We start from the raw sequence: 22,374 nt of genomic DNA on the forward strand, positions 1-22,374 counted from the left end.
AAAATAAATAGGGTATATCGTTAAAAATCACTATCTTAGGAAGACAGTCGTTCCTTGATATAAGCGATAGATGCTTAGCTTGAATTTACCTATACCAACCTGCACCAACCACCATTTAAATTTTTTGCAAATACCTCTGAGCGATAAAAACAGTAAACTATAAACAGATGAAACTCAAAAAAAATCCCTTTGTAAAAAATCCCCTTATAACCGCAATATTAATTTTGTTGTTCTTAGGGGTAACGCCCTCCGTTTCGGCGGCATTGCTGTACCAAGATGTGCAGGAACAGGAAACTTCTTTTAATCAATATCAAGGTAAAATTATTGATAGTGAAACCAATAATCCATTGGTCTTTGCCAGTCTTACGATTGAAAACACCAATATAAGCACCGTTAGTAATACTGAGGGTTACTTTTCCTTAAAAGTTCCCAAAGAAATTAGCGAAGGGCAAGTCATTGTGTCGTTTTTAGGCTATAAGACAAAAACAATCCCTTTAAGCCAACTTAAGGAAAATAAAAATGAAATTGCACTGGAAGTAAGCTTTACGGAATTATCCGAGGTAAGCCTTGCTGTTCCAAAAGATGCGAAGGCCCTAGTAAAGGAAACCTTGCAGAGAAAAGGTGAAAATTATTTTGACGACCCTACCCTAATGACGGCTTTCTATAGGGAAACCATTAAAAAAAGAAGGAAAAACGTGTCCTTGTCCGAGGCCGTTGTCAATATATACAAATCTCCCTACAATTCCGATCGCAGGGACGCATTACAGCTTTATAAAGCTAGGAAAAGCACCGATTACAACAAATTGGACACCTTGGCCATTAAACTACAGGGAGGACCTTTCAACACCCTTTTCGTAGACATGATAAAATATCCACAATATATTTTTACCGAAGAAACATTTGATGATTATACCTTTAGTTTTGAAAATTCCACCCAGGTAAATAACAAACTAATCTTTGTAATCAATTTTAAACAACTGGAATCTATAACAGACCCCCTTTACCAAGGGAAGTTGTATATAGATGCTGAGAAGAAAATTCTGACCAGCGCCATTTATTCCCTGAACATCACTGACCGCGAAAAGGCTTCCAAAATGTTCGTCCGTAAAAAACCAGCACATGCCAATGTCTGGCCAACAGATATTGCCTACCGTGTAGATTATAGGGAAAAGAACGGAAAATGGTATTATGGTTACAGCAATGTCCTCTTGGAGTTCAAGATCAATTGGGACGACAAACTTTTCAATTCGGTTTATAGCATGACTTGCGAAATGGCCATTACGGACTGGGAAAAGAACACCACTGGTGAAACTCCTAAATTCAAGGACCGTATTAAATCTTCAATTATTCTGGAGGATGAGGCCATTGGATTCTCAGATCCCGATTTTTGGGGAGAATACAATATTATAGAACCCGAAAAGTCTATAGAATCTGCCATCAAGAAAATACAACGACAGTTAAGAAGAGCCAAATCCAAAGAGGATTCATCCTCCCTTGGCATGTAATCTTTTTTAAATACTAAGATGAAGTCCGCCATTCACGTGGCGGACTTTTTTTGTGTGATTTTTTATATATTTAGGTCCTACAAAATAAGATAAATGAAGAAAAGGAGACAGTTCTTTAAAACAGCCCTAGGTGCAGGGATGGCCACACTAATTCCCTCGACAATAATGGCCAATACCCAAGGGAATAGAACTAATAATAAAACAATAAAACCCAAAGCTCTAAAAAAAGGGGATACTATTGGACTTATTGCTCCAGGATATGCCATTAAACCAGAAGTCTTGGTAGAAGCCAAAGAAACTCTGGAAAAAATGGGATTTATAGCTTTCCATACCAATCGCATACATGGCAACCACGGGTACTTTAGCAATACTGATTCTGAAAGGGTCGCTGATTTAAACGAAATGTTTGCCAATAAAAAGGTGGATGGCATACTTTGCGCCAGGGGGGGATATGGATGTACTAGAATTATGCATTTGATCGATTACCAACTAATAAGGGATAATCCTAAGGCTCTAATTGGTTTTAGCGACATAACTGCCCTTTTAAATGGAATTCACCAAGAAACAGGCCTTGTAGCCTTCCACGGGCCCGTTGGAAGTACCATCAACGATCCCTATAGTATAGAGCAGCTGCAAAATGTGGTAATGAAATCTAAAGAATTGCCCACTATTAAAAATGTTGAAATAATAGATCAGGAGGAATACAGCAAGCCAGAATACAATAGATATTGTATTAACCCGGGAGTAGTCACTGGAAAATTGGTAGGAGGTAGTTTAACACTGGTAAATGCCCTAATTGGAACTCCGCATGAAATTGATTTTACAGACGCAATAGTCTGTCTTGAAGATATTGAAGAATCCCCTTATCGCATTGACAGGATGTTGACCCAATTAATACACGGCAAAACATTTAATAAGGCTGCTGGATTCGTTTTAGGAGTTTTTAAAGGATGTGATTCTATCCCCGACCCCAAATCCTTTACATTAAGAGAGGTAATAATGGATAGGATCCAGCCACTGGGGATACCCGCTGTTTATGGTATGACTTATGGCCATATAGAAAACAACTTTACCCTACCAATAGGGATAAACGCCAAATTTGACACGGATAAAATGACATTGCAATTATTGGAAAAGGCAGTCAAATAGAAAAAGGTCCAAAACATGGCGGGGCCAATAGTACTTTGGGGACATTGAAATTTTCGTTAAAGTGCACAGCGTCTCCTCTCCATTAAACCACTGCTCCGTAATACTTATTTAGACACCTTTTAATTAGCTACTTCACTAATAAACTTCAATCTATACAACCTAAGTTCTTCGTCCTCATATTCACCTTCAAATTCCTTTAATGCCACTTCCAGGTCATCGGTTTGGGCTTCCAGGAAATAATCATGGATTTCTTCTTGCTGGTCTTCATCCAACATCTCATCGATCCAATAGGCAATATTCAATTTGGTACCACTAAAGACAATTTGTTCCATTTCCTTGATCAACTCCTTCAATTCCAATCCTTTGGCCGAAGCAATATCATCCAAGGGCAACTTCCTATCCACGTTCTGAATGATATATAGCTTCAGGGACGAATTGGCCCCGGTACTTTTTACGATCAGATCGTCCGGTCTCAAAATGTTATTATCCTCAACATAGGCGGCAATTTGTTCTACAAAGGGCTTCCCGTATTTTTTTGCCTTACCTTCCCCTACTCCATAAATATTTACCAATTCATCCAAGGATATCGGATATTTAAGCGCCATATCATCCAAAGAGGGATCTTGAAACACCACAAATGGTGGGACACCCAATTTATGGGCCTCTTTTTTCCTTAAGTCCTTTAAAATCTTCAACAAATTATTATCGGCCACACCGGCAGAGGATTTTGCCGCACTAACTATAGCATCATCGGCCTCCTTATTGTAGACATGATCCATGGTCATCATAAACGATGTTGGATTCTTTATAAAATCCTTTCCTGCAGGAGTTACATGAAGTATACCATATTGCTCAATTTCTTTTTTAAGAAGTCCGGCAACAAGTGCTTGGCGAATCAAAGCCATCCAATACCCCTTATCCCTGTCCTTTCCACAGCCAAAAAATTCCTTTTCATCGGTCTTATGTGAAGATATCAAAGCGTTAACCTTTCCAGTCAATGCCCTTACAATTTCTTTGGATTTAAATTTTTCACTGGTACCCATCACAACATTAATCAGCTTAACCACGTTGTCTTTGGCCTCCTGCTTTTCTTTAGGATTTCTGGTATTATCGTCCATTTCGGCACCATCACCATTAATTTCGTCGAATTCCTCCCCAAAATAATGAAGTATGAATTTTCTACGAGACATTGAGGTTTCTGCATATCCAACAATTTCCTGAAGCAGGGCGTTTCCTATCTCCTGTTCGGCAACAGGCTTTCCAGACATGAATTTTTCAAGTTTTTCCACATCCTTATACGAGTAAAATGCAAGGCAGTGTCCCTCTCCACCATCTCTTCCAGCCCTTCCAGTTTCCTGATAATAGCTTTCTATACTTTTGGGAATATCGTGGTGTATAACAAAACGCACATCCGGCTTATCTATACCCATTCCGAAGGCAATAGTGGCCACTACCACGTCTACATCCTCCATTAAAAACATATCCTGATGTTTGGATCTAGTTTTACCATCCAATCCCGCATGATAAGGAACTGCGCTAACACCGTTGACTTGCAACACTTGGGCCAACTCCGTGACCCTCTTCCTACTAAGACAATAAATTATACCCGATTTTCCAGAATTTTGCTTTACAAAACGGATAATATCCCCATCAACATTTTGGGTCTTCGGCCTTACCTCATAATAAAGATTTGGTCTATTAAAACTGGCCTTGAATACCTTGGCATCTGTTATTCCCAAATTCTTAATAATATCTTCCTGAACTTTGGGAGTAGCAGTGGCCGTTAGGGCAATCAGAGGAATATTATCCCCCAATCTATTGACAATGGATTTTAGATTGCGATATTCCGGCCTAAAATCGTGCCCCCATTCAGATATGCAATGAGCCTCATCCACTGCAACAAACGATATTTTCTCTCCCTGTAAAAAATCCACATATTCCTCTTTGGTCAAGGATTCTGGAGCAACATACAAAAGCTTGGTTACCCCACTGCTGACATCACTTTTCACCTGTCTAATCTCTGTCTTTGTCAAGGAAGAGTTTAAAACGTGTGCCACCCCGATCTCACTGGATACGTCCCTTATAGCATCTACCTGATTCTTCATTAAGGCTATCAAAGGTGACACCACTATAGCCGTACCTTCCTGCATAAGGGCTGGTAGTTGATAACAAAGTGATTTTCCACCACCTGTGGGCATTATAACAAAGGTATTTTTACCTTGTACAATATTCTTAACAACGTTTTCCTGTAAACCTTTAAATTGGGAGAATCCAAAATACTTCTTTAGGGAGGCGTGCAAATCAATCTCATCTATACCCATACCGTACTTCACCATTTTTATTAATATATATTGGCACTAAAACCAAAAAGAAATTCCTTAAGTTAAGGAATTTTTGTCTTTTGAGTAAGTATTTATTGTAAATAAATTTGTTCAAATTTAAAATATTCTATAAAATTAAGTTTATGTAATTTTGTAGAATAAATATAAGACTTTCTTTTAGGAAAATCATCACCTAATTTTAAATTACTTTGAGCGATAACAAAGCTATATTGGCCATAGCGAGGAAAACCATTGAAACTGAGGCCGAGGCAATATCCCATTTAGGGTCCCTCCTAAACGAAGACTTTTCCAATGCAGTGGAATGTATCAGACATTCCAAGGGCAGGGTTATAATTTCCGGTATTGGAAAAAGTGCCATTATTGCCTCCAAAATTGTGGCTACCTTAAATTCGACAGGAACCCCATCCATTTTTATGCATGCCGCCGACGCCATCCACGGAGATCTTGGCACCGTTCAAAAAAACGATGTGGTTATCTGCATTTCCAAAAGTGGAAATACTGCCGAAATTAAAATGCTGGTACCCCTGATTAAAAGTGGCAATAACAAATTAATAGGGATGACGGGAAATCCTGACTCTTTTTTGGCCACCCATGCGGACTATATTTTAAATACCTACGTTGAAAAAGAGGCCTGCCCCAATAATCTGGCCCCAACAACCAGTACAACTGCCCAATTGGTTATAGGGGATGCCTTGGCAATATGCCTTTTGGAACTAAAAGGGTTCAGCAGCAAGGATTTTGCAAAATACCACCCTGGTGGTGCGCTGGGTAAGAAATTATACTTAAGGGTGAGCGATATCTCAAACAACAATCAAATTCCCCAAGTAAATGCTACGAGCGATGTAAAATCCGTAATCGTAGAAATCTCTGAAAAGATGTTGGGCGCTACTGCGGTATTGGAAAATAATAAAATTGTTGGTATAATTACGGATGGAGATATTAGACGCATGCTCAACAAATTTGACAATATCTATGGTTTAACTGCCAAGGATATTATGAGCGCAACACCTAAAACCATTGCCGTGGACGTGCTTGCCATTAAGGCATTGGAATTAATGCAGGCCAAAAACATATCACAATTATTGGTTGTTGACGGGGAAAATTACAAAGGAATAGTACATTTACACAATTTAATAAAAGAAGGCATACTATAATGACTAAACAGATTAAGACCCCAAATGAAATGTCGTTCCTCGATCATTTGGAAGAACTTAGATGGCATTTAATACGATCAACTTTAGCCATCGTTATTATTGGCGGGATAGCCTTTTTAATGAAAGGCTTTATTTTTGATACGGTCATTTTTGGCCCCATGATGCCAGATTTTCCAACCTACCATGTTTTCTGCGACTTTTCCAAATTATTGGGCTTTAGTGAAGCCTTTTGCAATACCGAACCACAATTTACGGTACAGAGTAGGCAAATGTCCGAACAATTTTCCGCTCATATCTGGACTTCCATTTGGGCAGGTTTTATCATTGGATTCCCCTATGTGCTATATGAATTATGGAAATTTATTGCTCCTGGGCTATATGACAACGAGCGTCAGAATGCGCGCGGATTTATCTTTATAGCTTCCGCTCTTTTCTTTACGGGAGTTTTGTTCGGGTATTATGTGGTAGCCCCTTTATCTATCAATTTTCTAGGGAGTTACTCTATAAGTGATACTGTGGTGAGAGAAATAGATCTTGTCTCTTACATCTCCACAGTAAGAGCTTCAGTAATCGCTTGCGGTTTAATTTTTGAATTGCCGATCATCATTTTTTTCTTGACAAAAATAGGTCTGGTCACCCCTGAAATACTTCGTAAATACAGGAAAATTGCCCTTGTAGTAGTACTTATTCTATCTGCAGTAATTACACCACCTGACGTAGCTAGTCAAATCATTGTGGCCGTACCTATATTAGTCCTCTACCAAATTAGTATTTATATTTCCAAAGTAGTTTTGAGAAGAGAAGCTAAAAAACAGAAGAAAAATGCCAAATCAAGTTAAGGAGTTCAATGACTATCGTTCCAAAATGAACGAAAAGCTATTGGCCGACAACAATAAGATAATTAAAAGAATCTTCAACCTAGACACTAATGCCTACGCCGCTGGTGCTCTGGATGTAAAAACCAAGGAACTTTTGGGACTGGTTGCCTCTGCAGTACTTCGTTGTGATGATTGCGTGAAGTATCATTTGGAAAGCTCCTTCAATGAGGGTGCAAGTAAAGAAGAAGTTATGGAAACTTTGGGCATAGCCACCCTAGTTGGCGGTACTATAGTAGTACCCCATTTAAGAAGGGCCTATGAATATTGGGAAGAATTGGAAAAACAAGAAGGTTAAAAAAACTACAATATCTTTTCCCAAACTAATATAAGGCTTAGTTTTGGGGAATAGCAAAGGTACTATGAAGCTAAGAGCAGATAATATAATGAAGTCCTACCGAGGGCGACAAGTAGTTAAAGGAATTTCACTGGAAGTAAACCAAGGGGAGATTGTTGGTTTATTGGGTCCCAATGGTGCCGGAAAAACTACGTCGTTCTATATGATCGTAGGCCTGATCAAGCCCAACGGGGGCAACATTTATCTGGACAAAATGGAAATAACACGCTTTCCCATGTACAAAAGAGCGCAAAACGGAATTGGATATTTGGCACAGGAAGCTTCTGTATTTAGGAAATTGAGCATCGAAAAAAATATTCTGAGCGTACTTCAATTGACCAAGTTGAGCAAAAAAGAGCAGTTAATGAAGATGGAATCGCTCATAGAGGAATTTGGACTGGGCCATATTCGGAAAAACCGTGGCGATCTTTTATCCGGTGGAGAAAGAAGGAGGACCGAAATTGCAAGGGCTTTGGCCACAGACCCAAAATTTATATTATTGGATGAACCCTTTGCCGGAGTAGACCCTGTTGCCGTTGAGGACATACAAAGAATTGTAGCCCAGCTTAAAAATAAAAATATTGGCATTTTAATTACCGATCACAACGTACAGGAAACTTTGGCAATTACAGAGCGCTCATATTTAATGTTCGAAGGTGGAATCCTTAAATCTGGGATTCCCGAAGATTTGGCGGCCGATGAAATGGTGCGCAAAGTGTATTTGGGACAGAATTTTGAGCTTCGTAAAAAGAAATTGGATTTCTAGTTTCTCCTAGACGACTTCCCTATCGCAAATTGTTTATCACCCCTACCAAGACGACTTTTTTTATCTTCTTTTATAAAAATTACAGTAAGCAAAGACTGCCAAGGCAATTTTACAACACTCAAACGGTTTTTGGGGTATTGAATTGATTTACCAAAGAACTAATAACATAGAAGGCAATTATAGCCGGAATAGCCATAAATTTCATGGTTAGTATCAGCACAAAACTTACTACAATGAATATATAACGCAGTGCGTTATCCTTAAAACCCCAATTTTTAAACTTCAAAGCAAAAAGTCCAATACGTGCATTCAGCAAATAGGAACTCAGTAGGGTGGTCCCGATCAAGAACCATTTATTAAGGATAATAGCGTTTAAAAAATCATTGTTATGATATAGCAATATTAAAGGGAAAGAAAGTATTAGCAATGCATTGGCCGGAGTAGGAAGCCCCACAAATGAGGAAACTTGATTTTCATCTAGGTTAAATTTCGCCAAGCGATAGGCCGAGGCAAGGGTAATTAGAAACCCAAAAAAAGGAAGCAACGGGATGTCAAAAGTCTCCCATCTCATCGTCTCTGCTGAATCTAGTTGCAGTCCTATATTCCATCCACCACTGTAAGAGATACTCAAAAGCTGAAACATAACGATCCCTGGCACCAATCCACTGGTAATCATATCGGCCAAGGAATCCAACTGCAGTCCCAATTCACTTTTTACATCCAAAAGACGAGCAGCCAATCCATCAAAAAAATCAAAAAAGATACCTAAAAAAACAAAAGCCGCTGCCAATTCCAATTTGTTCAAAACTGCAAACACAGTGGCAACACAACCGCAAAAAACATTTAACAAGGTTATTATATTGGGAATATGGCGTTTCATAAGTCTAGTTTTAAATAGGTTAATACCAAAATCTGCTTATTACAGATTGGGTACCATCATGTAAAAATACCATTTATTAAAAAATGCTGTTAAAATATATCTTGTTTTTTATAATACACCGTACTATGCTGCCCAAATCCTAGAATTTGTTCGATATTTGCGTTGATATTTTAAAAAATAGTGGCTCCCAATAGTATATGCGGATAAAGATTCTTTTTATTACATTTTTTATAGGCCTCATAAGCTTCGGAACGGCGCAGGTCCGGGAATTAACCCCTGAAGCTCAAATAAGTGTTCTGACCTGTGGTTCTGGCAGTGACCTATACACGACTTTCGGCCATAGCGCCATTAGAATCCAGGATTCCGCCCAAGGAGTGGACTGGGTTTATAACTATGGTACTTTTAATTTTGACCCACCCATGTTTTACGTGGAGTTCGCCATGGGGAAACTATTCTACTCCCTGAGCAAACAGAACATGCCCAATTTTTTATACGCCTACGAACTAGAGAATAGATGGGTAAAAGAACAACTATTAAAGCTCACCCCCATTCAAAAAAATGAGTTGTTCCAATTTTTGGAAAACAATTATCGCCCTGAAAATAGGGATTATAAATACGATTTCTTTTTCAACAATTGCGCCACCAAAATACCCGATGTATTACAAGAATCCTTAGGCGAAAAATTACTTTTTAAGGAAGGCCATTTGGAGAAAAAATACACCTTCAGACAATTGATCCACCAAAACCTAACCCCCAATTCTTGGTCTAGTTTTGGAATTGATCTGGCGTTAGGGGCGGTAATCGACAGAACCGCCACCGTAAAAGAACATATGTTCTTACCCATTTATGTAATGCAACAATTGGGCAATACCACCTTGGCAGACCATGATCTTGTACTTAGGGAAAGAACCATATTGGAGTCCGTAAAAAAGAAGGGAGAGGGGTACTTTTTAGCTTCGCCCCTATTTTGGATCTTGGCACTGCTTGTGTTTGTACTGGTCATAACTTATATTGATTACAAAAATCATGTTAGAAGCAGGATCGTAGATTCCATCCTGTTTTTCGTGACTGGTTTGGCCGGTCTTCTATTAGTTTTCCTTTGGTTTTTTACTGATCATACGGCCACAGCCAACAACTTTAATATCTTATGGGTATTTCCATTAAATTTAATTGTTGGTTTTATAATTCTTAAAAAGAAGAATACCCCCATCTGGTTGCCCAAATACCTTTTATTTCTTTTGGGGTTATTGGGCTTGACCCTAATTTTGGGAATATTTAAAATACAGGTGTTCTCTATGCTAGCCATACCCCTTTGGATGATGCTAGGTGTGAGATATCTTTTTTTATGGAAGTATTTCCAACAACAAATCAGTTTAAAATAATACTTTAGATGAACCTACTTACTGTAGAAAACATATCCAAATCATTTGGCGAGTTATCACTTTTTTCAAATATTTCCTTTGGCATTAATAAGGATCAAAAAATTGCACTTATTGCCAAAAATGGTAGTGGCAAAACTTCCATCCTAAATATACTATCTGGCAAAGATGCTTCAGATACCGGGCAAATAAATAGCCGAAAAGGCATTCGAATTTCATTTTTGGAACAAGAACCTGATCTAGACCCCCTATTGACCATTGAGGAAACCATTTTTGCGTCGGACAACGAGGTTTTGAAAGTTATTTTAAACTACGAACATGCGCTACAAAATCCTGAAGATGAGGATGCCTATCAAAAGGCTTTTGAAGCCATGGAGCGTTATGATGCCTGGGATTTTGAAACCCAATACAAGCAGATTCTGTTCAAATTAAAACTGGAAGATCTAGATGTAAAGGTAGGCCAGCTATCTGGAGGACAAAAGAAGCGATTGGCCTTGGCCAATGCCTTGATCAATAGACCAGACCTGCTTATTCTGGACGAACCTACCAACCATTTGGATCTGGAAATGATCGAGTGGTTGGAACAGTATTTCGCCAAGGAAAACATGACCCTGTTTATGGTTACCCATGATCGTTATTTCTTGGAACGTGTCTGCAATGAAATTATTGAGCTGGACAATGGACAGCTGTATTCCTATAAGGGCAATTATTCCTATTATTTGGAGAAGAGGGAAGCGCGTATAGAACAGGAGGCGGTAGAACAGCACAAATCCAAGATTTTATTTAAGAAAGAATTGGATTGGATGAGAAGGCAGCCCAAAGCGCGAACCACAAAATCCAAGTCAAGAATTGACGATTTTCACACCATAAAGGAAAAGGCTAGCCAACGTAGAAAAGAACACGAGGTTCAGTTGGAAATTAATATGGAACGTATGGGGAGCAAAATTGTAGAGCTCCATAAAATATCCAAATCCTTCCCCAATAAACCCATTCTTGATAAATTTGAATATAATTTCCTCAAAGGCGAGCGTATCGGTATTATTGGAAAAAATGGTACCGGGAAATCTACATTTCTAAATATATTGAGTGGTGCCGAACAGCCGGACAGCGGCAAGGTAATTACAGGAGAAACCATTAAGTTCGGTTATTATACCCAAAACGGCATTACCATTAAAGAAGGTCAAAAAGTTATTGATGTCATTCGCGAATTCGGCGATTACATCCCTCTAATGAAAGGAAAACAAATTTCCGCCCAGCAATTACTGGAACGTTTTCTATTCGATCGCAAAAAACAATACGATTTTGTGGAGAAACTGAGTGGTGGGGAACGCAAGCGACTATACCTTTGTACCGTATTGATACAAAATCCGAATTTTCTTATTTTGGATGAACCAACAAACGATTTGGATATAGTTACTTTAAACGTACTGGAAAGTTTTCTACTCGATTTCCCAGGCTGTCTTCTAGTAGTTTCCCATGACCGTTATTTTATGGATAAGATCGTAGACCACCTCTTTGTTTTTAGGGGGAATGCCGAAATCGAGGACTTTCCTGGAAACTATTCCGATTTCAGATCCTACGAAGACAGTAATGTTCAGGAAAACAAGGCTGCCAAAGAAAAAGCTGTAGAAGAAAAAAATTCCAAAAATACCTGGAAAGCGGAAGAAACAGAAAAAAAACTTTCCTTTTTGGAACAGAAGGAATACAAACAGTTGGAAAAGGAAATACAAAAACTGGAATCCAAAAAAGTGGAAATCCAGAATAAATTTACGGACAGCAGCCTGTCAGGCGATGATATTTCCAAGTTATCCATTCAACTAAAAGAAATTACAGATGCCATAGAAGGTAAAACGGAACGTTGGTTCGAACTTTCAATGTCCATGGGCGAATAGTTCCATAAAAGTAGCGTACAGGATGTTTTATCGCCTTTTCTCATTTTTAAAATTTTGGATATCATCCAGCAACCAACACGGAGTACACTCCCCATTTGTGTACCAATATGTTACAAAGTGCCTTTATGCTGCCCCAAACTTTAAAAGTAGTATGTCCCATAACATTCTGCTAAAAACAATAGCCTATTTTAAAATAGCCCAAGTGCAATTGACACCTAATAATACGGCATTGGAAAAGGCAATAACCAAAACCGTAAGTGGGGTAACCATTACCAATCCCTCCAGCCAATTAATATTTATCGGTACATTGAACCATGAAACCATAAATAAATATATTGTTCAAAATGTCAACATTACCAACGACACCATTGTTTATGTGGATAAAATACACGAAACAAAGGATACTAATAAATTATGGAAAAGCATTAAAGAATTGGAAAAGATAAGGGTAAGCATAGACCTGTTTTATGGTGGATTGTTATTTTTCCGAAGAGAACAGGTTAAGGAGCATTTTAAGATTCGGATTTAAACCCGTATTTTTAATGGTCGTTAAAGGAAATCCAAAAATCTGATCAATGGACTACATCATTTACATAGTGCTTGCCGTTCTTGGAGTAATTTTCTTGGTGACCCAAGGATTTACCAAACGAAAATCCCGGGATAGGAAATCAAGAAAATTCATGGAGGACTACAAGAGAGAGAATAGAGACAAACCAAAGGACTAAAAGTTATACCTAAACATTATTGTATATATTCACCTAAAGGTCAACAGCTTTTAATCTTGACCCAATGAATTACCGCCAAAAGCGATCGAAAATTAAAATTCCCTAAAATTAATATACATCAACCCACATGAAAATATATACTAAAACAGGTGATGATGGCACAACAGGTCTGTTTGGGGGTACCAGGGTACCCAAGCATCATATTCGAATTGAGAGTTATGGCACCTTGGACGAGCTCAATTCCTGGATCGGATTAATCAGGGATCAAGATATAGCAGATTCCTCCAAGAAGATATTGATAAAAATACAGGAGAAGTTGTTTACGGTAGGAGCTTTATTGGCCATTGACCCCAAGAAGGAAAAACTTAAAAATGGTAAAGACCGATTGAATATTCCAAAAATTGGCGACGAAGATTTAAAACTGTTGGAACAGGAAATAGACAAAATGGAATTGAACCTGCCCCCCATGACCCATTTCATATTGCCAGGCGGGCATACAACCGTGTCATATTGTCACATTACCCGGACCATTTGCCGCAGGGCGGAGCGTTTGGTCTCCCAATTAAACGATTATGAACCAGTGGATCTCACTTTATTGTCCTATTTAAACAGACTTTCAGATTTCCTCTTTGTATTGGCACGAAAATTGTCGCATGATAAACAAGCCAAAGAAATAAAGTGGATTCCAGAGAAACAGGACTAATAAATCCGTTAATTCTTCGTTATCAAATTATTAAAGCAATAAAATTCGAAATTAAATAATTGAATTTTATGCAAAAAAACTTGGCAGTCTCAGTTTAAAAATTACTTTTGCAAAATATTAAAAATAAATAATTACGATGTATTGGACATTAGAATTAGCATCCTACTTAAGTGATGCGCCCTGGCCCGCAACAAAAGACGAATTGATAGATTACTCAATTAGAACCGGTGCACCTTTGGAAGTTGTAGAAAATCTACAATCCATGGAGGAAGAAGGAGGGGAAATTTATGAATCAATCGAAGAGATTTGGCCAGACTATCCTACAGAAGAAGACTATCTTTGGAACGAGGACGAGTATTAAAATATTAACGGAATTACAACAAAAAAGTCTCATATGAGGCTTTTTTTTTACGTAATTTTGATGTTGGAATATCTTACATCCAAAAGATAGCATTTTACGTGCCAACTAAAGAAAACTGTGTATACACAAAGGAAATGGCTTTAACGAAGCCTTTCATTAATAACAGAAAACATTATGAGTTTTTTAAATTCGATATTAAAGGTATTTGTAGGGGATAAATCAAAGAAAGATGTCAAAGACCTACAACCTTTAGTCAATCAAATAAAATCTTTCGAGGCCGCCTTAGAAAAATTAAGCCACGATGAACTTCGAGAAAAAACAACTTTTTTTAAAAATAAGTTAAAAGAAGACTGCAAAGCACTTAATGAGGAAATAGCTAAGTTACTAAATGAGGTAAAAGAATCTACCGATATAGACAAAAACGAGGATATTTACGCAGAAATAGACAAACTAAAAGAAGAAATTTATACCATTTCCGAAAAGGCCTTGACGGAAATGTTGCCCGAAGCCTTTGCCGTAGTAAAGGAAACTGCAAAACGTTTTGCCAATAATGAAACCCTAACGGTAAAAGCTACCGAGCACGACAGATTGCTTTCCGGCTCAAAAGATTATGTTACCCTTAATGGCGACCAAGCTATTTGGAAAAACTCCTGGGATGCTGCAGGTAAGCAAGTTACTTGGGATATGGTTCATTACGATGTGCAATTAATTGGCGGTATAGCCCTGCACCAAGGTAAGATTGCTGAAATGCATACCGGGGAAGGCAAAACCTTGGTAGCTACCCTCCCATTGTATTTAAATGCACTAACAGGAAATGGAGCGCATTTGGTGACGGTTAACGACTATCTGGCAAAGAGGGATAGTGCCTGGATGGCTCCTATTTTTGAGTTCCACGGACTTTCGGTGGACTGTATTGACAAACATCAACCTAATTCTGACGGACGTAGGGCAGCCTATAACGCGGATATTACATACGGTACCAATAACGAATTTGGCTTTGATTATCTTAGAGATAACATGGCACATACGCCTAGTGATCTGGTTCAACGACCACATAATTACGCCATAGTGGATGAGGTGGATTCCGTTCTTGTAGATGATGCCCGTACCCCTTTGATTATTTCAGGCCCAGTACCAGAAGGTGATCGTCACGAATTTAATGAGCTAAAACCAAAAGTTGGTGATATCGTCAACAAGCAACGTGCCTATTTAACAGGAGTTTTGGCGGAAGCTAAAAAATTAATTACCGAGGGCGACACCAAAGAAGGTGGTTTCCTATTACTTAGAGTGCACAGAGGTCTTCCTAAAAATAAGGCTTTGATCAAGTTTTTGAGTGAAGAAGGGGTAAAACAATTGCTTCAAAAAACCGAGAACTTTTACATGCAGGATAACAACCGTGAAATGCCGAAGGTAGATGAAGAACTTTGGTTTGTTATTGATGAAAAAAATAATCAGATAGAACTTACCGAAAAGGGAGTGGAATATCTATCCGGGGATGGCGATAAGGACTTTTTTGTAATGCCCGATATTGGTAATGAAATAGCCAAAATTGAAAATCAAGAGCTTGAAATAAACAAAGAAGCTGAATTAAAGGAAGAATTGTTCAAGGATTTTGCCATAAAAAGCGAACGCATCCATACCATGAACCAACTTTTAAAAGCTTATACCCTTTTTGAAAAAGATGTGGAGTATGTGGTTATGGAAAACAAGGTCATGATCGTGGATGAACAAACCGGCCGTATTATGGATGGTCGTCGTTATTCGGACGGATTGCACCAGGCCATAGAGGCTAAGGAAAATGTAAAAATCGAGGCCATGACCCAGACCTTTGCCACGGTAACCCTTCAGAATTACTTTAGGATGTACAGCAAACTGGCAGGGATGACAGGTACAGCCGTTACGGAAGCAGGTGAGTTTTGGGAGATATACAAGTTGGATGTTATGGAAATTCCTACCAACAGACCCATTGCTCGTGATGACAGGCAAGACTTGATCTATAAAACCAAACGCGAAAAGTACAATGCTATAATAGAAGAGGTAACCAAAATTTCGCAGTCCGGTAGACCGGTACTTATTGGTACTACCTCAGTAGAAATCTCCGAATTGCTTTCCCGTATGTTGACCATTAGGAAAGTACCACACAACGTACTTAACGCAAAATTGCACAAAAAGGAAGCAGATATTGTTGCGGAAGCAGGTAATGCAGGCATAGTTACCATAGCCACTAACATGGCTGGTCGTGGTACCGATATAAAACTAAGCCCAGAAGTAAAAAAAGCAGGAGGTTTGGCAATCGTAGGTACCGAACGTCACGATTCCAGAAGGGTAGATAGGCAGCTTAGAGGGCGGTCAGGACGTCAAGGAGATCCAGGAAGCTCTCAATTCTACGTTTCCTTAGAGGATAACCTTATGAGGTTATTTGGATCGGACAGGGTCGCCAAAATGATGGACAAAATGGGCTTGGAAGAAGGTGAGGTTATTCAGCATTCCATGATGACCAAATCTATAGAGCGGGCACAGAAAAAAGTAGAGGAAAACAATTTTGGTGTACGAAAAAGATTGTTGGAATATGATGATGTAATGAATGCTCAAAGGGAAGTAGTCTATAAACGAAGACGCCATGCCTTACAAGGAGAGCGATTAAAAGTAGACATTGCCAACATGATCTATGACACCTGTGAGGTAATTGCGGACACCAATAAGGCGGCCAGCGATTATAAAAACTTTGAGTTCGAACTTATAAAATATTTCTCCATAACCTCTCCCATTAGTGAAAATGAATTTGCAAAAATGGGTGTTCAGGAAATAGCGAATGTCATTTATAAGACAGCCTTTACGCATTATAAGAACAAAATGGAGCGCAACGCTGCCACGGCGTTCCCAGTAATAAAAAATGTATATGAGGACAATGCCAATAAGTTTGAAAGGATCGTAGTGCCATTTACAGATGGTATTAAATCCTTGAATGTGGTTACCAATCTTCAGGAAGCTTATGAAAGTAATGGCAAACAATTGATAACAGATTTCGAAAAGAATATCTCCCTTGCCATTATCGACGATTCATGGAAAACACATTTGCGAAAAATGGACGAGTTAAAACAATCCGTTCAATTAGCTGTGCATGAACAAAAGGATCCTTTGTTGATTTACAAATTTGAGGCCTTTGAACTCTTCAAAGGAATGATCGAAAAGGTGAACAAAGAAATTGTTTCATTTTTATTCAAAGGGGAGTTACCTAATCAAAGCCCGGAAATTCAAGAGGCTAGAAATATTCGTAGGCCAAAGGAAAATTTGAAGACCTCTAAAGAGGAAATTCCCAACAGTGATGAAATGTCCGCCCAAAGCAGGGCCGTGGGCCAGAACCAAGGTGGACGTCCACAGGTAACGGAAACCATTGTAAGGGAAAAGGCCAAAATAGGCAGAAACGAAAGAGTAACCATTAAGAATGTAATGTCGGGCGAAAGCAAGACAGTAAAATACAAGCAGGCGGAGCCATTATTGGACAAAGGAGAGTGGGTAATAATAGAAGAATAAGAAAACCCCTACTCTTTACATAAATTGCTCAATATCCATTAAAAAAGCGACGACCCCATAGGTCGTCGCTTTTTTATTGTACGAATTTTAATATATTTATGTTGAAACTAAAGTTTTTTCTTACGGGAAAGGAAATAATGAGAATGCAAAACAGACTTAAAAAATTTTAGACGATAGTTTACCAATAAAAATTCAGGTAACTTTTCGGTGGCATATTACATAAATATATTGTTTTAACCTTAAAATTCATCACGCTTTAATTCAAACTATTATCTTTACCTTCAGAATACAACCATTAACCGCTTTTTAATGCAAATACCCATTCAGGATCAGTACCGACTAAAGGACAAAGTCCGTTTAACGTTAAGGGTTAACTATATCTCCTCTGTCCTCTCAATTGTTTTCGGTATTGTCTGCATATATTTTCTTAAAATCACCCAAATAATCCCAGCTACTTTTATTGTTTTTGGTGTACTAAATTTAGTTAACACCCTTTTGTTCCACAAACATAAAACACTTGGGTTTACTTATAATTTTACTTCAATAATGGCCTTGGCGGCCTCAGTTATAATTACCTTATACAGCGGCGGAATCAACAGTCCATTTATTTTTGTACTGGCATTGGTGGTATTTGCCGGATATATCAGCACAAAGGTATATGGAAGGGTTTACCTCAACTTAAATCTGCTTATTATTATCCTTATTTATTCCCAGAGTATTGCAGAATTTAATTTTACAGAAAACGTGGTCCCTGTTGCTAGTAAAGACATGTTTGCACTTTTTAGTATTCTGTTCTCTGTTTATCTCTTAGGGGGCGTTATTGGAAAAAATCTCCTTAAAGCACATAACGATCTACACAAGATCCGAAACGAAAATGAAGCCCGTATCAAGGAAAAGGACACTCTTTTAAAGGAAATACACCACAGGGTAAAAAACAATCTGCAGACGGTATCCAGCTTACTTAGTCTTCAATCCAGAAGTATTGAGGAGCCTAGAATTAAAACCTTGATAAAAAGCAGTCAAAATAGGGTGATTTCGATGGCTATGGTGCATGAAATGTTGTATATGCGACATGATCTGTCCAAAATTGAATATAAGTCATATGTAGAGGAGTTAAGCGATTATTTGTTAAGGTCCTTTAAAGGCACTGACAACAATATAACCCTGAACATTATGATTCCAGATGTTAAATTGGGGATAGATACAGCCATACCTTTAGGTCTATTGATCAATGAAGTAATTACCAATGCCCTTAAATATGGAATAAAGGACAACGACGAGGGTGAAATACATATAGAACTTCTAAAGTCCAATGGTAAGGATTATGTACTTTATATTGGTGACAATGGCGAAGGCTTTCCTGAGAACATAAGCCATAAGAATACAAAATCCTTGGGTTTAAAACTTATCCATAATCTGGCCCGACAGTTGAAAGGGACTATAAATAGGGATTTATCAAAAAAAGGCACAAACTACATTGTGAAATTTTCCGATATACAACATAAATTTAAGACTTAAGCCTTCCACTCCGGCCCATCCAAATTCTAAATAGAATGCTTTTTGGTTTTCCAAATATTTTAGATCGATATTATTTCGATAAAAATATCGTGATGGCGTTTTACTCTATTCCCTCTCCTGTTTCGCAGGCACTTTTAAAGGACGAAGAATACCCTTAGTTTTGGGAAAAACAATGATATAACTAAGACAAAGGCATATGGGAACTAAAAGTGCAAATAACATCATAGTGATCCAATTTGGTACTACCTATTTGGAGTAGTAGATTAATTATTGAGTATTAAGCCAATTTAGCTTTGTTTAATTTGGTAGTGAAAGACAATTCCTTTGTTACCCTAGAATTTTTGAACATATACAAACGGGCAATACTGTTATCATTTTTCACGGCAACTTTTGTAACGACACTCTTGGTAACCGTCTCAACCTTTACTTCTCCATGACCGTTTTGAGCTTGAGCAGCTAAACCGATAAAAAGAATAAAGATTAAAGTTAAAATGGTTTTCATGACTTGCGTTTTGTTATATATATAACTTGGGCAAGTGAAATTTTCTAGGTTCTGATTCGTTGAAAAACAGGGTTTTTCGTTGAGTTGAAAAATGTCTGTTGAAGTGTAAAAAAATACCGCTAAACGCAACGGAACCTAAAATCCTTTCAGCGGTAAAACATGAATTTCAGCGTTTATCCTAGGCTGATAAGCCAAATAATTAAAATGTTCCTGAGCTAATTGGAGAAATTTGGCTGTTATAAAAACATATCATCCATGACTACCCCAGGCCAACAATAAGTATCGTGCTGCTTTGCCAATCCCCCTCACAAATTAAATAAATGTTAAAATATTATATCATATCTAAACGATTGTTTAGTTTTATTCCGTAGTTAGAGATCATGGCAAGAAAGAAAGCATATATAGAAGAAGAGGTTATTGAAAAGGCGATGCGTTTATTCTGGCGCAACGGCTATGAATCCACCTCTATGCAAATGCTTGAAAAAGAAATGGGCATCAACAAGTTTTCTATCTATTCTAGTTTTGGAAGTAAGCATGGTGTTTTTTTGGAAAGCCTAAAAAGCTACAAAAAAAAGGTAAATAGCATCCTCGATAAATTTAAGAACTCAACCAATGGTGTTGAGGGCATTAAGGAATTTTTTTATGACTCCGTAAACATATGTCATCAAGAAGGAAATCAAAAAGGTTGTTTAATAAGCAATACCTATAATGAGTTTTCAGAAAGTGAGGATGAATTAGTAAAAGGTGAGATGACTTCATTTATGGATAATCTTAAAACCCTATTGATTGCCAAATTGAGAATGGATGGAAACAAAGATGAAGAGACTATAACTAAACAAGCTAATTTTTTATTATTGGCCAAACACGGTTTAGCTGCCGCTTCCCGAGTAAATAGTAGGCAAGAAATTGAAGACTATATTGAAATGACATTTAAAAACCTTTAAACATTTTTTTTAACCGATAACTAAACAATCGTTTAGTTATTTTATATCAAGTACAACAATTAAAATTTGAAATTATGACAACATTAAAAGTGCACAACAGTGAAACTGCTCCTGAAGCAAGTAAACCATTATTGGAAAAATCGCAAAAAGCTTATGGCATGATCCCCGGCCTGCATGGTGTCTTAGCTGGTGCTCCAGAAGTCCTGGATGCCTACCAAAAGCTCCATGAACTATTTGTAAACACATCTTTTAACGAAGAGGAATTAACCGTAGTATGGCAATCCATAAACGTTGAACACGCATGTCATTATTGCGTACCTGCACATACAGGAATAGCAAAAATGATGAAGGTAGATAATAGTATTACCGAAGCATTACGTAACGAAACACAGCTTGAAAACCCAAAATTGGAGGCTTTACGCACCATGACATTAACTATTGTTCGCAATCGAGGAAACGTAACTCAAGAAAACTTGGAAACATTCTATGCTGCAGGCCATGAACAAAAGCACGTTCTGGAAATCATTTTAGGATTATCACAAAAAGTAATCAGTAATTATACAAACCATATTGCAAATACACCAATAGATGCAGCTTTCAAAAGTTTTGCATGGAAAAAAGAGACTGTGGAGATATAAAATCACAGATTAACAGCTTTAAACCTTCCGTCTATTCGGAAGGTTTTTATTTAAGAAAGGAAATAATAATTAAAAAATGTGATTTAATAAATTCAATTAATATTTAAACAAGAAAAAAAACATGATTAAATTAACAGTAATGTATCCTAATACGGAAGATTTAGAATTCGATAAAAAATATTACACCACTGAACATAGTCAATTACTTTCAGAGCTTTTGGGCGATGCGGTAAAGACGTCCGATATAAATGTAGGACTTACCGGAGCAAGTCCAGCGCAGCTGGCACCATATGTAGTCATTGCCAACCTTACTTCCGAATCCTTGGAATCGTTTCAACAGTCTTTTGGAGTAAATGCCGAAAAGATCCTGGCGGATCTACCCAATTTCACAAATGTTAAGCCAGTAGTTCAAATTAGTGAGGTTTTATAAAACTGACCTATTATTGCATTGGGAAAGGAAGTAAAAATTTGGATTTCTCCCAATATAAAATAGATTATACATTAAAGAATAGAATTATGGCCGATAAAATTAAACTGGATATTGTTTCCGATGTGGTCTGCCCATGGTGTACCATAGGTTATAAACGTCTGGAAAAAGCAATAGCTGAATTAGGAATAGAAGATCAAATAGAGTTGGAATGGCAGCCTTTTGAACTGAATCCAATTATGCCAAAAGAGGGTCAGAACGTACAAGAGCATCTTACCGAAAAATATGGTTCTAGTTTGGAAGACCAAAAACGCTCACAGGATTATATGGCCGAGGTAGGGGCAGAACTGGGATTTACCTTCGATTATTTTGATGAAATGAAGATTGTAAACACTAGGGATGCGCACATTCTATTGGATTATGCAAAGGAAAATGGCAAACAGACCGAACTAAAAATGCGACTTGTAGCTGCTTTTTTTAGTGAACGAAAAGATGTTTCCAAAAGGGAAGTGCTTCTTCAAGAACTAGAAGTAGTGGGCCTAAATGTGGACGAGGCTATAGACAGATTGGATAGTGACGATGCGCGTTATCAGGTACAGTCAAAAGAAACCTACTGGCAAAGCCTTGGGGTTTCATCGGTTCCTACAATGGTATTCAATATGAAAAGTGCACTTACCGGAGCTCAACCCGTTGATGTCTACAAACAAGTGTTAACAGACTTGCTTGAAGAAAAGTAAATAATT

Annotated in this window: 21 protein-coding genes; 18 read left to right on the forward strand and 3 right to left on the reverse strand. The window is 37.9% G+C overall.

Annotated features, from left to right (window positions below; all coding sequences use genetic code 11):
- The first annotated feature begins 167 nt into the window (after positions 1-167).
- Both H4O18_RS12350 and H4O18_RS12355 read left to right on the forward strand, forming a co-directional pair.
- Positions 168-1,505, forward strand: coding sequence for a carboxypeptidase-like regulatory domain-containing protein (locus tag H4O18_RS12350; protein ID WP_187584998.1), 1,338 nt, complete (start codon positions 168-170; stop codon positions 1,503-1,505).
- Positions 1,506-1,598: 93 nt separating this feature from the next.
- Entirely contained in the window at positions 1,599-2,654 is a 1,056-nt protein-coding gene (locus H4O18_RS12355) for a S66 peptidase family protein (RefSeq protein WP_187585001.1), read from the forward strand.
- 119 nt (positions 2,655-2,773) lie between these two features.
- Here the strand turns inward: H4O18_RS12355 and recQ are convergent, their stop codons facing one another.
- Entirely contained in the window at positions 2,774-4,975 is a 2,202-nt protein-coding gene (gene recQ / locus H4O18_RS12360) for a DNA helicase RecQ (protein WP_187585074.1), read from the reverse strand.
- Positions 4,976-5,184: 209 nt separating this feature from the next.
- On the opposite strand from recQ, the gene H4O18_RS12365 reads away from it, so the two are divergent.
- The 4 genes from H4O18_RS12365 (at position 5,185) to lptB (ending at position 8,128) form a co-directional block, all read left to right on the forward strand.
- Positions 5,185-6,150: a KpsF/GutQ family sugar-phosphate isomerase gene (locus tag H4O18_RS12365; protein WP_187585003.1), complete on the forward strand. Its 966-nt coding sequence runs from the start codon at positions 5,185-5,187 to the stop codon at positions 6,148-6,150.
- Positions 6,150-6,989: a twin-arginine translocase subunit TatC gene (gene tatC / locus H4O18_RS12370; RefSeq protein ID WP_187585005.1), complete on the forward strand. Its 840-nt coding sequence runs from the start codon at positions 6,150-6,152 to the stop codon at positions 6,987-6,989. The genes H4O18_RS12365 and tatC overlap by 1 nt, the downstream gene beginning before the upstream one ends.
- Complete coding sequence (locus tag H4O18_RS12375; RefSeq protein WP_187585006.1) at positions 6,973-7,323, forward strand: carboxymuconolactone decarboxylase family protein; 351 nt, start codon at positions 6,973-6,975, stop codon at positions 7,321-7,323. Before tatC ends, H4O18_RS12375 begins: the two co-directional genes overlap by 17 nt.
- Positions 7,324-7,387: 64 nt before the next feature.
- The gene (gene lptB, locus H4O18_RS12380; protein WP_187585008.1) at positions 7,388-8,128 is read left to right on the forward strand and encodes an LPS export ABC transporter ATP-binding protein; all 741 of its coding nucleotides are present in this window, start codon (positions 7,388-7,390) and stop codon (positions 8,126-8,128) included.
- Positions 8,129-8,246: 118 nt separating this feature from the next.
- On the opposite strand, the gene H4O18_RS12385 is transcribed toward lptB, so the two are convergent.
- A complete protein-coding gene (locus H4O18_RS12385; protein WP_187585011.1) occupies positions 8,247-9,008 on the reverse strand; it encodes a CDP-alcohol phosphatidyltransferase family protein in 762 nt (253 codons plus the stop codon).
- A gap of 197 nt (positions 9,009-9,205) precedes the next feature.
- Here H4O18_RS12385 and H4O18_RS12390 point away from each other — a divergent pair, with 197 nt between their 5' ends.
- From H4O18_RS12390 to H4O18_RS12425, 8 genes are all read left to right on the forward strand, one after another.
- Positions 9,206-10,390, forward strand: coding sequence for a lipoprotein N-acyltransferase Lnb domain-containing protein (locus tag H4O18_RS12390; RefSeq protein ID WP_187585013.1), 1,185 nt, complete (start codon positions 9,206-9,208; stop codon positions 10,388-10,390).
- An 8-nt stretch (positions 10,391-10,398) separates the two neighbouring features.
- Positions 10,399-12,279: an ABC-F family ATP-binding cassette domain-containing protein gene (locus H4O18_RS12395; RefSeq protein ID WP_187585015.1), complete on the forward strand. Its 1,881-nt coding sequence runs from the start codon at positions 10,399-10,401 to the stop codon at positions 12,277-12,279.
- Positions 12,280-12,430: 151 nt separating this feature from the next.
- Positions 12,431-12,808 carry a hypothetical protein gene (locus H4O18_RS12400; RefSeq protein ID WP_187585017.1) on the forward strand — a complete coding sequence of 126 codons (378 nt, stop codon included), beginning with the start codon at positions 12,431-12,433 and terminating at the stop codon, positions 12,806-12,808.
- Between the two features lie 46 nt (positions 12,809-12,854).
- Complete coding sequence (locus H4O18_RS12405) at positions 12,855-13,004, forward strand: hypothetical protein (RefSeq protein ID WP_187585019.1); 150 nt, start codon at positions 12,855-12,857, stop codon at positions 13,002-13,004.
- Between the two features lie 127 nt (positions 13,005-13,131).
- A complete protein-coding gene (locus H4O18_RS12410; protein WP_187585021.1) occupies positions 13,132-13,707 on the forward strand; it encodes a cob(I)yrinic acid a,c-diamide adenosyltransferase in 576 nt (191 codons plus the stop codon).
- Between the two features lie 136 nt (positions 13,708-13,843).
- Positions 13,844-14,068: a DUF2795 domain-containing protein gene (locus H4O18_RS12415; RefSeq protein ID WP_013994285.1), complete on the forward strand. Its 225-nt coding sequence runs from the start codon at positions 13,844-13,846 to the stop codon at positions 14,066-14,068.
- Positions 14,069-14,242: 174 nt separating this feature from the next.
- A complete protein-coding gene (gene secA, locus H4O18_RS12420) occupies positions 14,243-17,602 on the forward strand; it encodes a preprotein translocase subunit SecA (protein ID WP_187585023.1) in 3,360 nt (1,119 codons plus the stop codon).
- 309 nt (positions 17,603-17,911) lie between these two features.
- Positions 17,912-19,120 carry a sensor histidine kinase gene (locus tag H4O18_RS12425; protein ID WP_187585025.1) on the forward strand — a complete coding sequence of 403 codons (1,209 nt, stop codon included), beginning with the start codon at positions 17,912-17,914 and terminating at the stop codon, positions 19,118-19,120.
- A 277-nt stretch (positions 19,121-19,397) separates the two neighbouring features.
- Here H4O18_RS12425 and H4O18_RS12430 read toward each other — a convergent pair whose 3' ends face one another.
- A complete protein-coding gene (locus H4O18_RS12430) occupies positions 19,398-19,622 on the reverse strand; it encodes a hypothetical protein (RefSeq protein ID WP_187585027.1) in 225 nt (74 codons plus the stop codon).
- A 380-nt stretch (positions 19,623-20,002) separates the two neighbouring features.
- On the opposite strand from H4O18_RS12430, the gene H4O18_RS12435 reads away from it, so the two are divergent.
- The 4 genes from H4O18_RS12435 to H4O18_RS12450 all read left to right on the forward strand — a co-directional run bounded on the left by H4O18_RS12435 (position 20,003) and on the right by H4O18_RS12450 (position 22,368).
- Positions 20,003-20,566: a TetR/AcrR family transcriptional regulator gene (locus tag H4O18_RS12435; RefSeq protein ID WP_187585029.1), complete on the forward strand. Its 564-nt coding sequence runs from the start codon at positions 20,003-20,005 to the stop codon at positions 20,564-20,566.
- A 74-nt stretch (positions 20,567-20,640) separates the two neighbouring features.
- On the forward strand, positions 20,641-21,204 hold the full coding sequence (locus H4O18_RS12440) for a carboxymuconolactone decarboxylase family protein (protein WP_187585031.1): 564 nt from the start codon (positions 20,641-20,643) through the stop codon (positions 21,202-21,204).
- A gap of 121 nt (positions 21,205-21,325) precedes the next feature.
- On the forward strand, positions 21,326-21,634 hold the full coding sequence (locus tag H4O18_RS12445) for an EthD family reductase (RefSeq protein ID WP_187585033.1): 309 nt from the start codon (positions 21,326-21,328) through the stop codon (positions 21,632-21,634).
- Between the two features lie 86 nt (positions 21,635-21,720).
- Positions 21,721-22,368, forward strand: coding sequence for a DsbA family oxidoreductase (locus H4O18_RS12450; RefSeq protein ID WP_187585035.1), 648 nt, complete (start codon positions 21,721-21,723; stop codon positions 22,366-22,368).
- The last annotated feature ends 6 nt before the right edge of the window (positions 22,369-22,374 follow it).

The sequence above is a fragment of the Arenibacter arenosicollis genome, from assembly GCF_014397245.1.
In the GTDB taxonomy this organism is placed as follows: domain Bacteria; phylum Bacteroidota; class Bacteroidia; order Flavobacteriales; family Flavobacteriaceae; genus Arenibacter; species Arenibacter arenosicollis.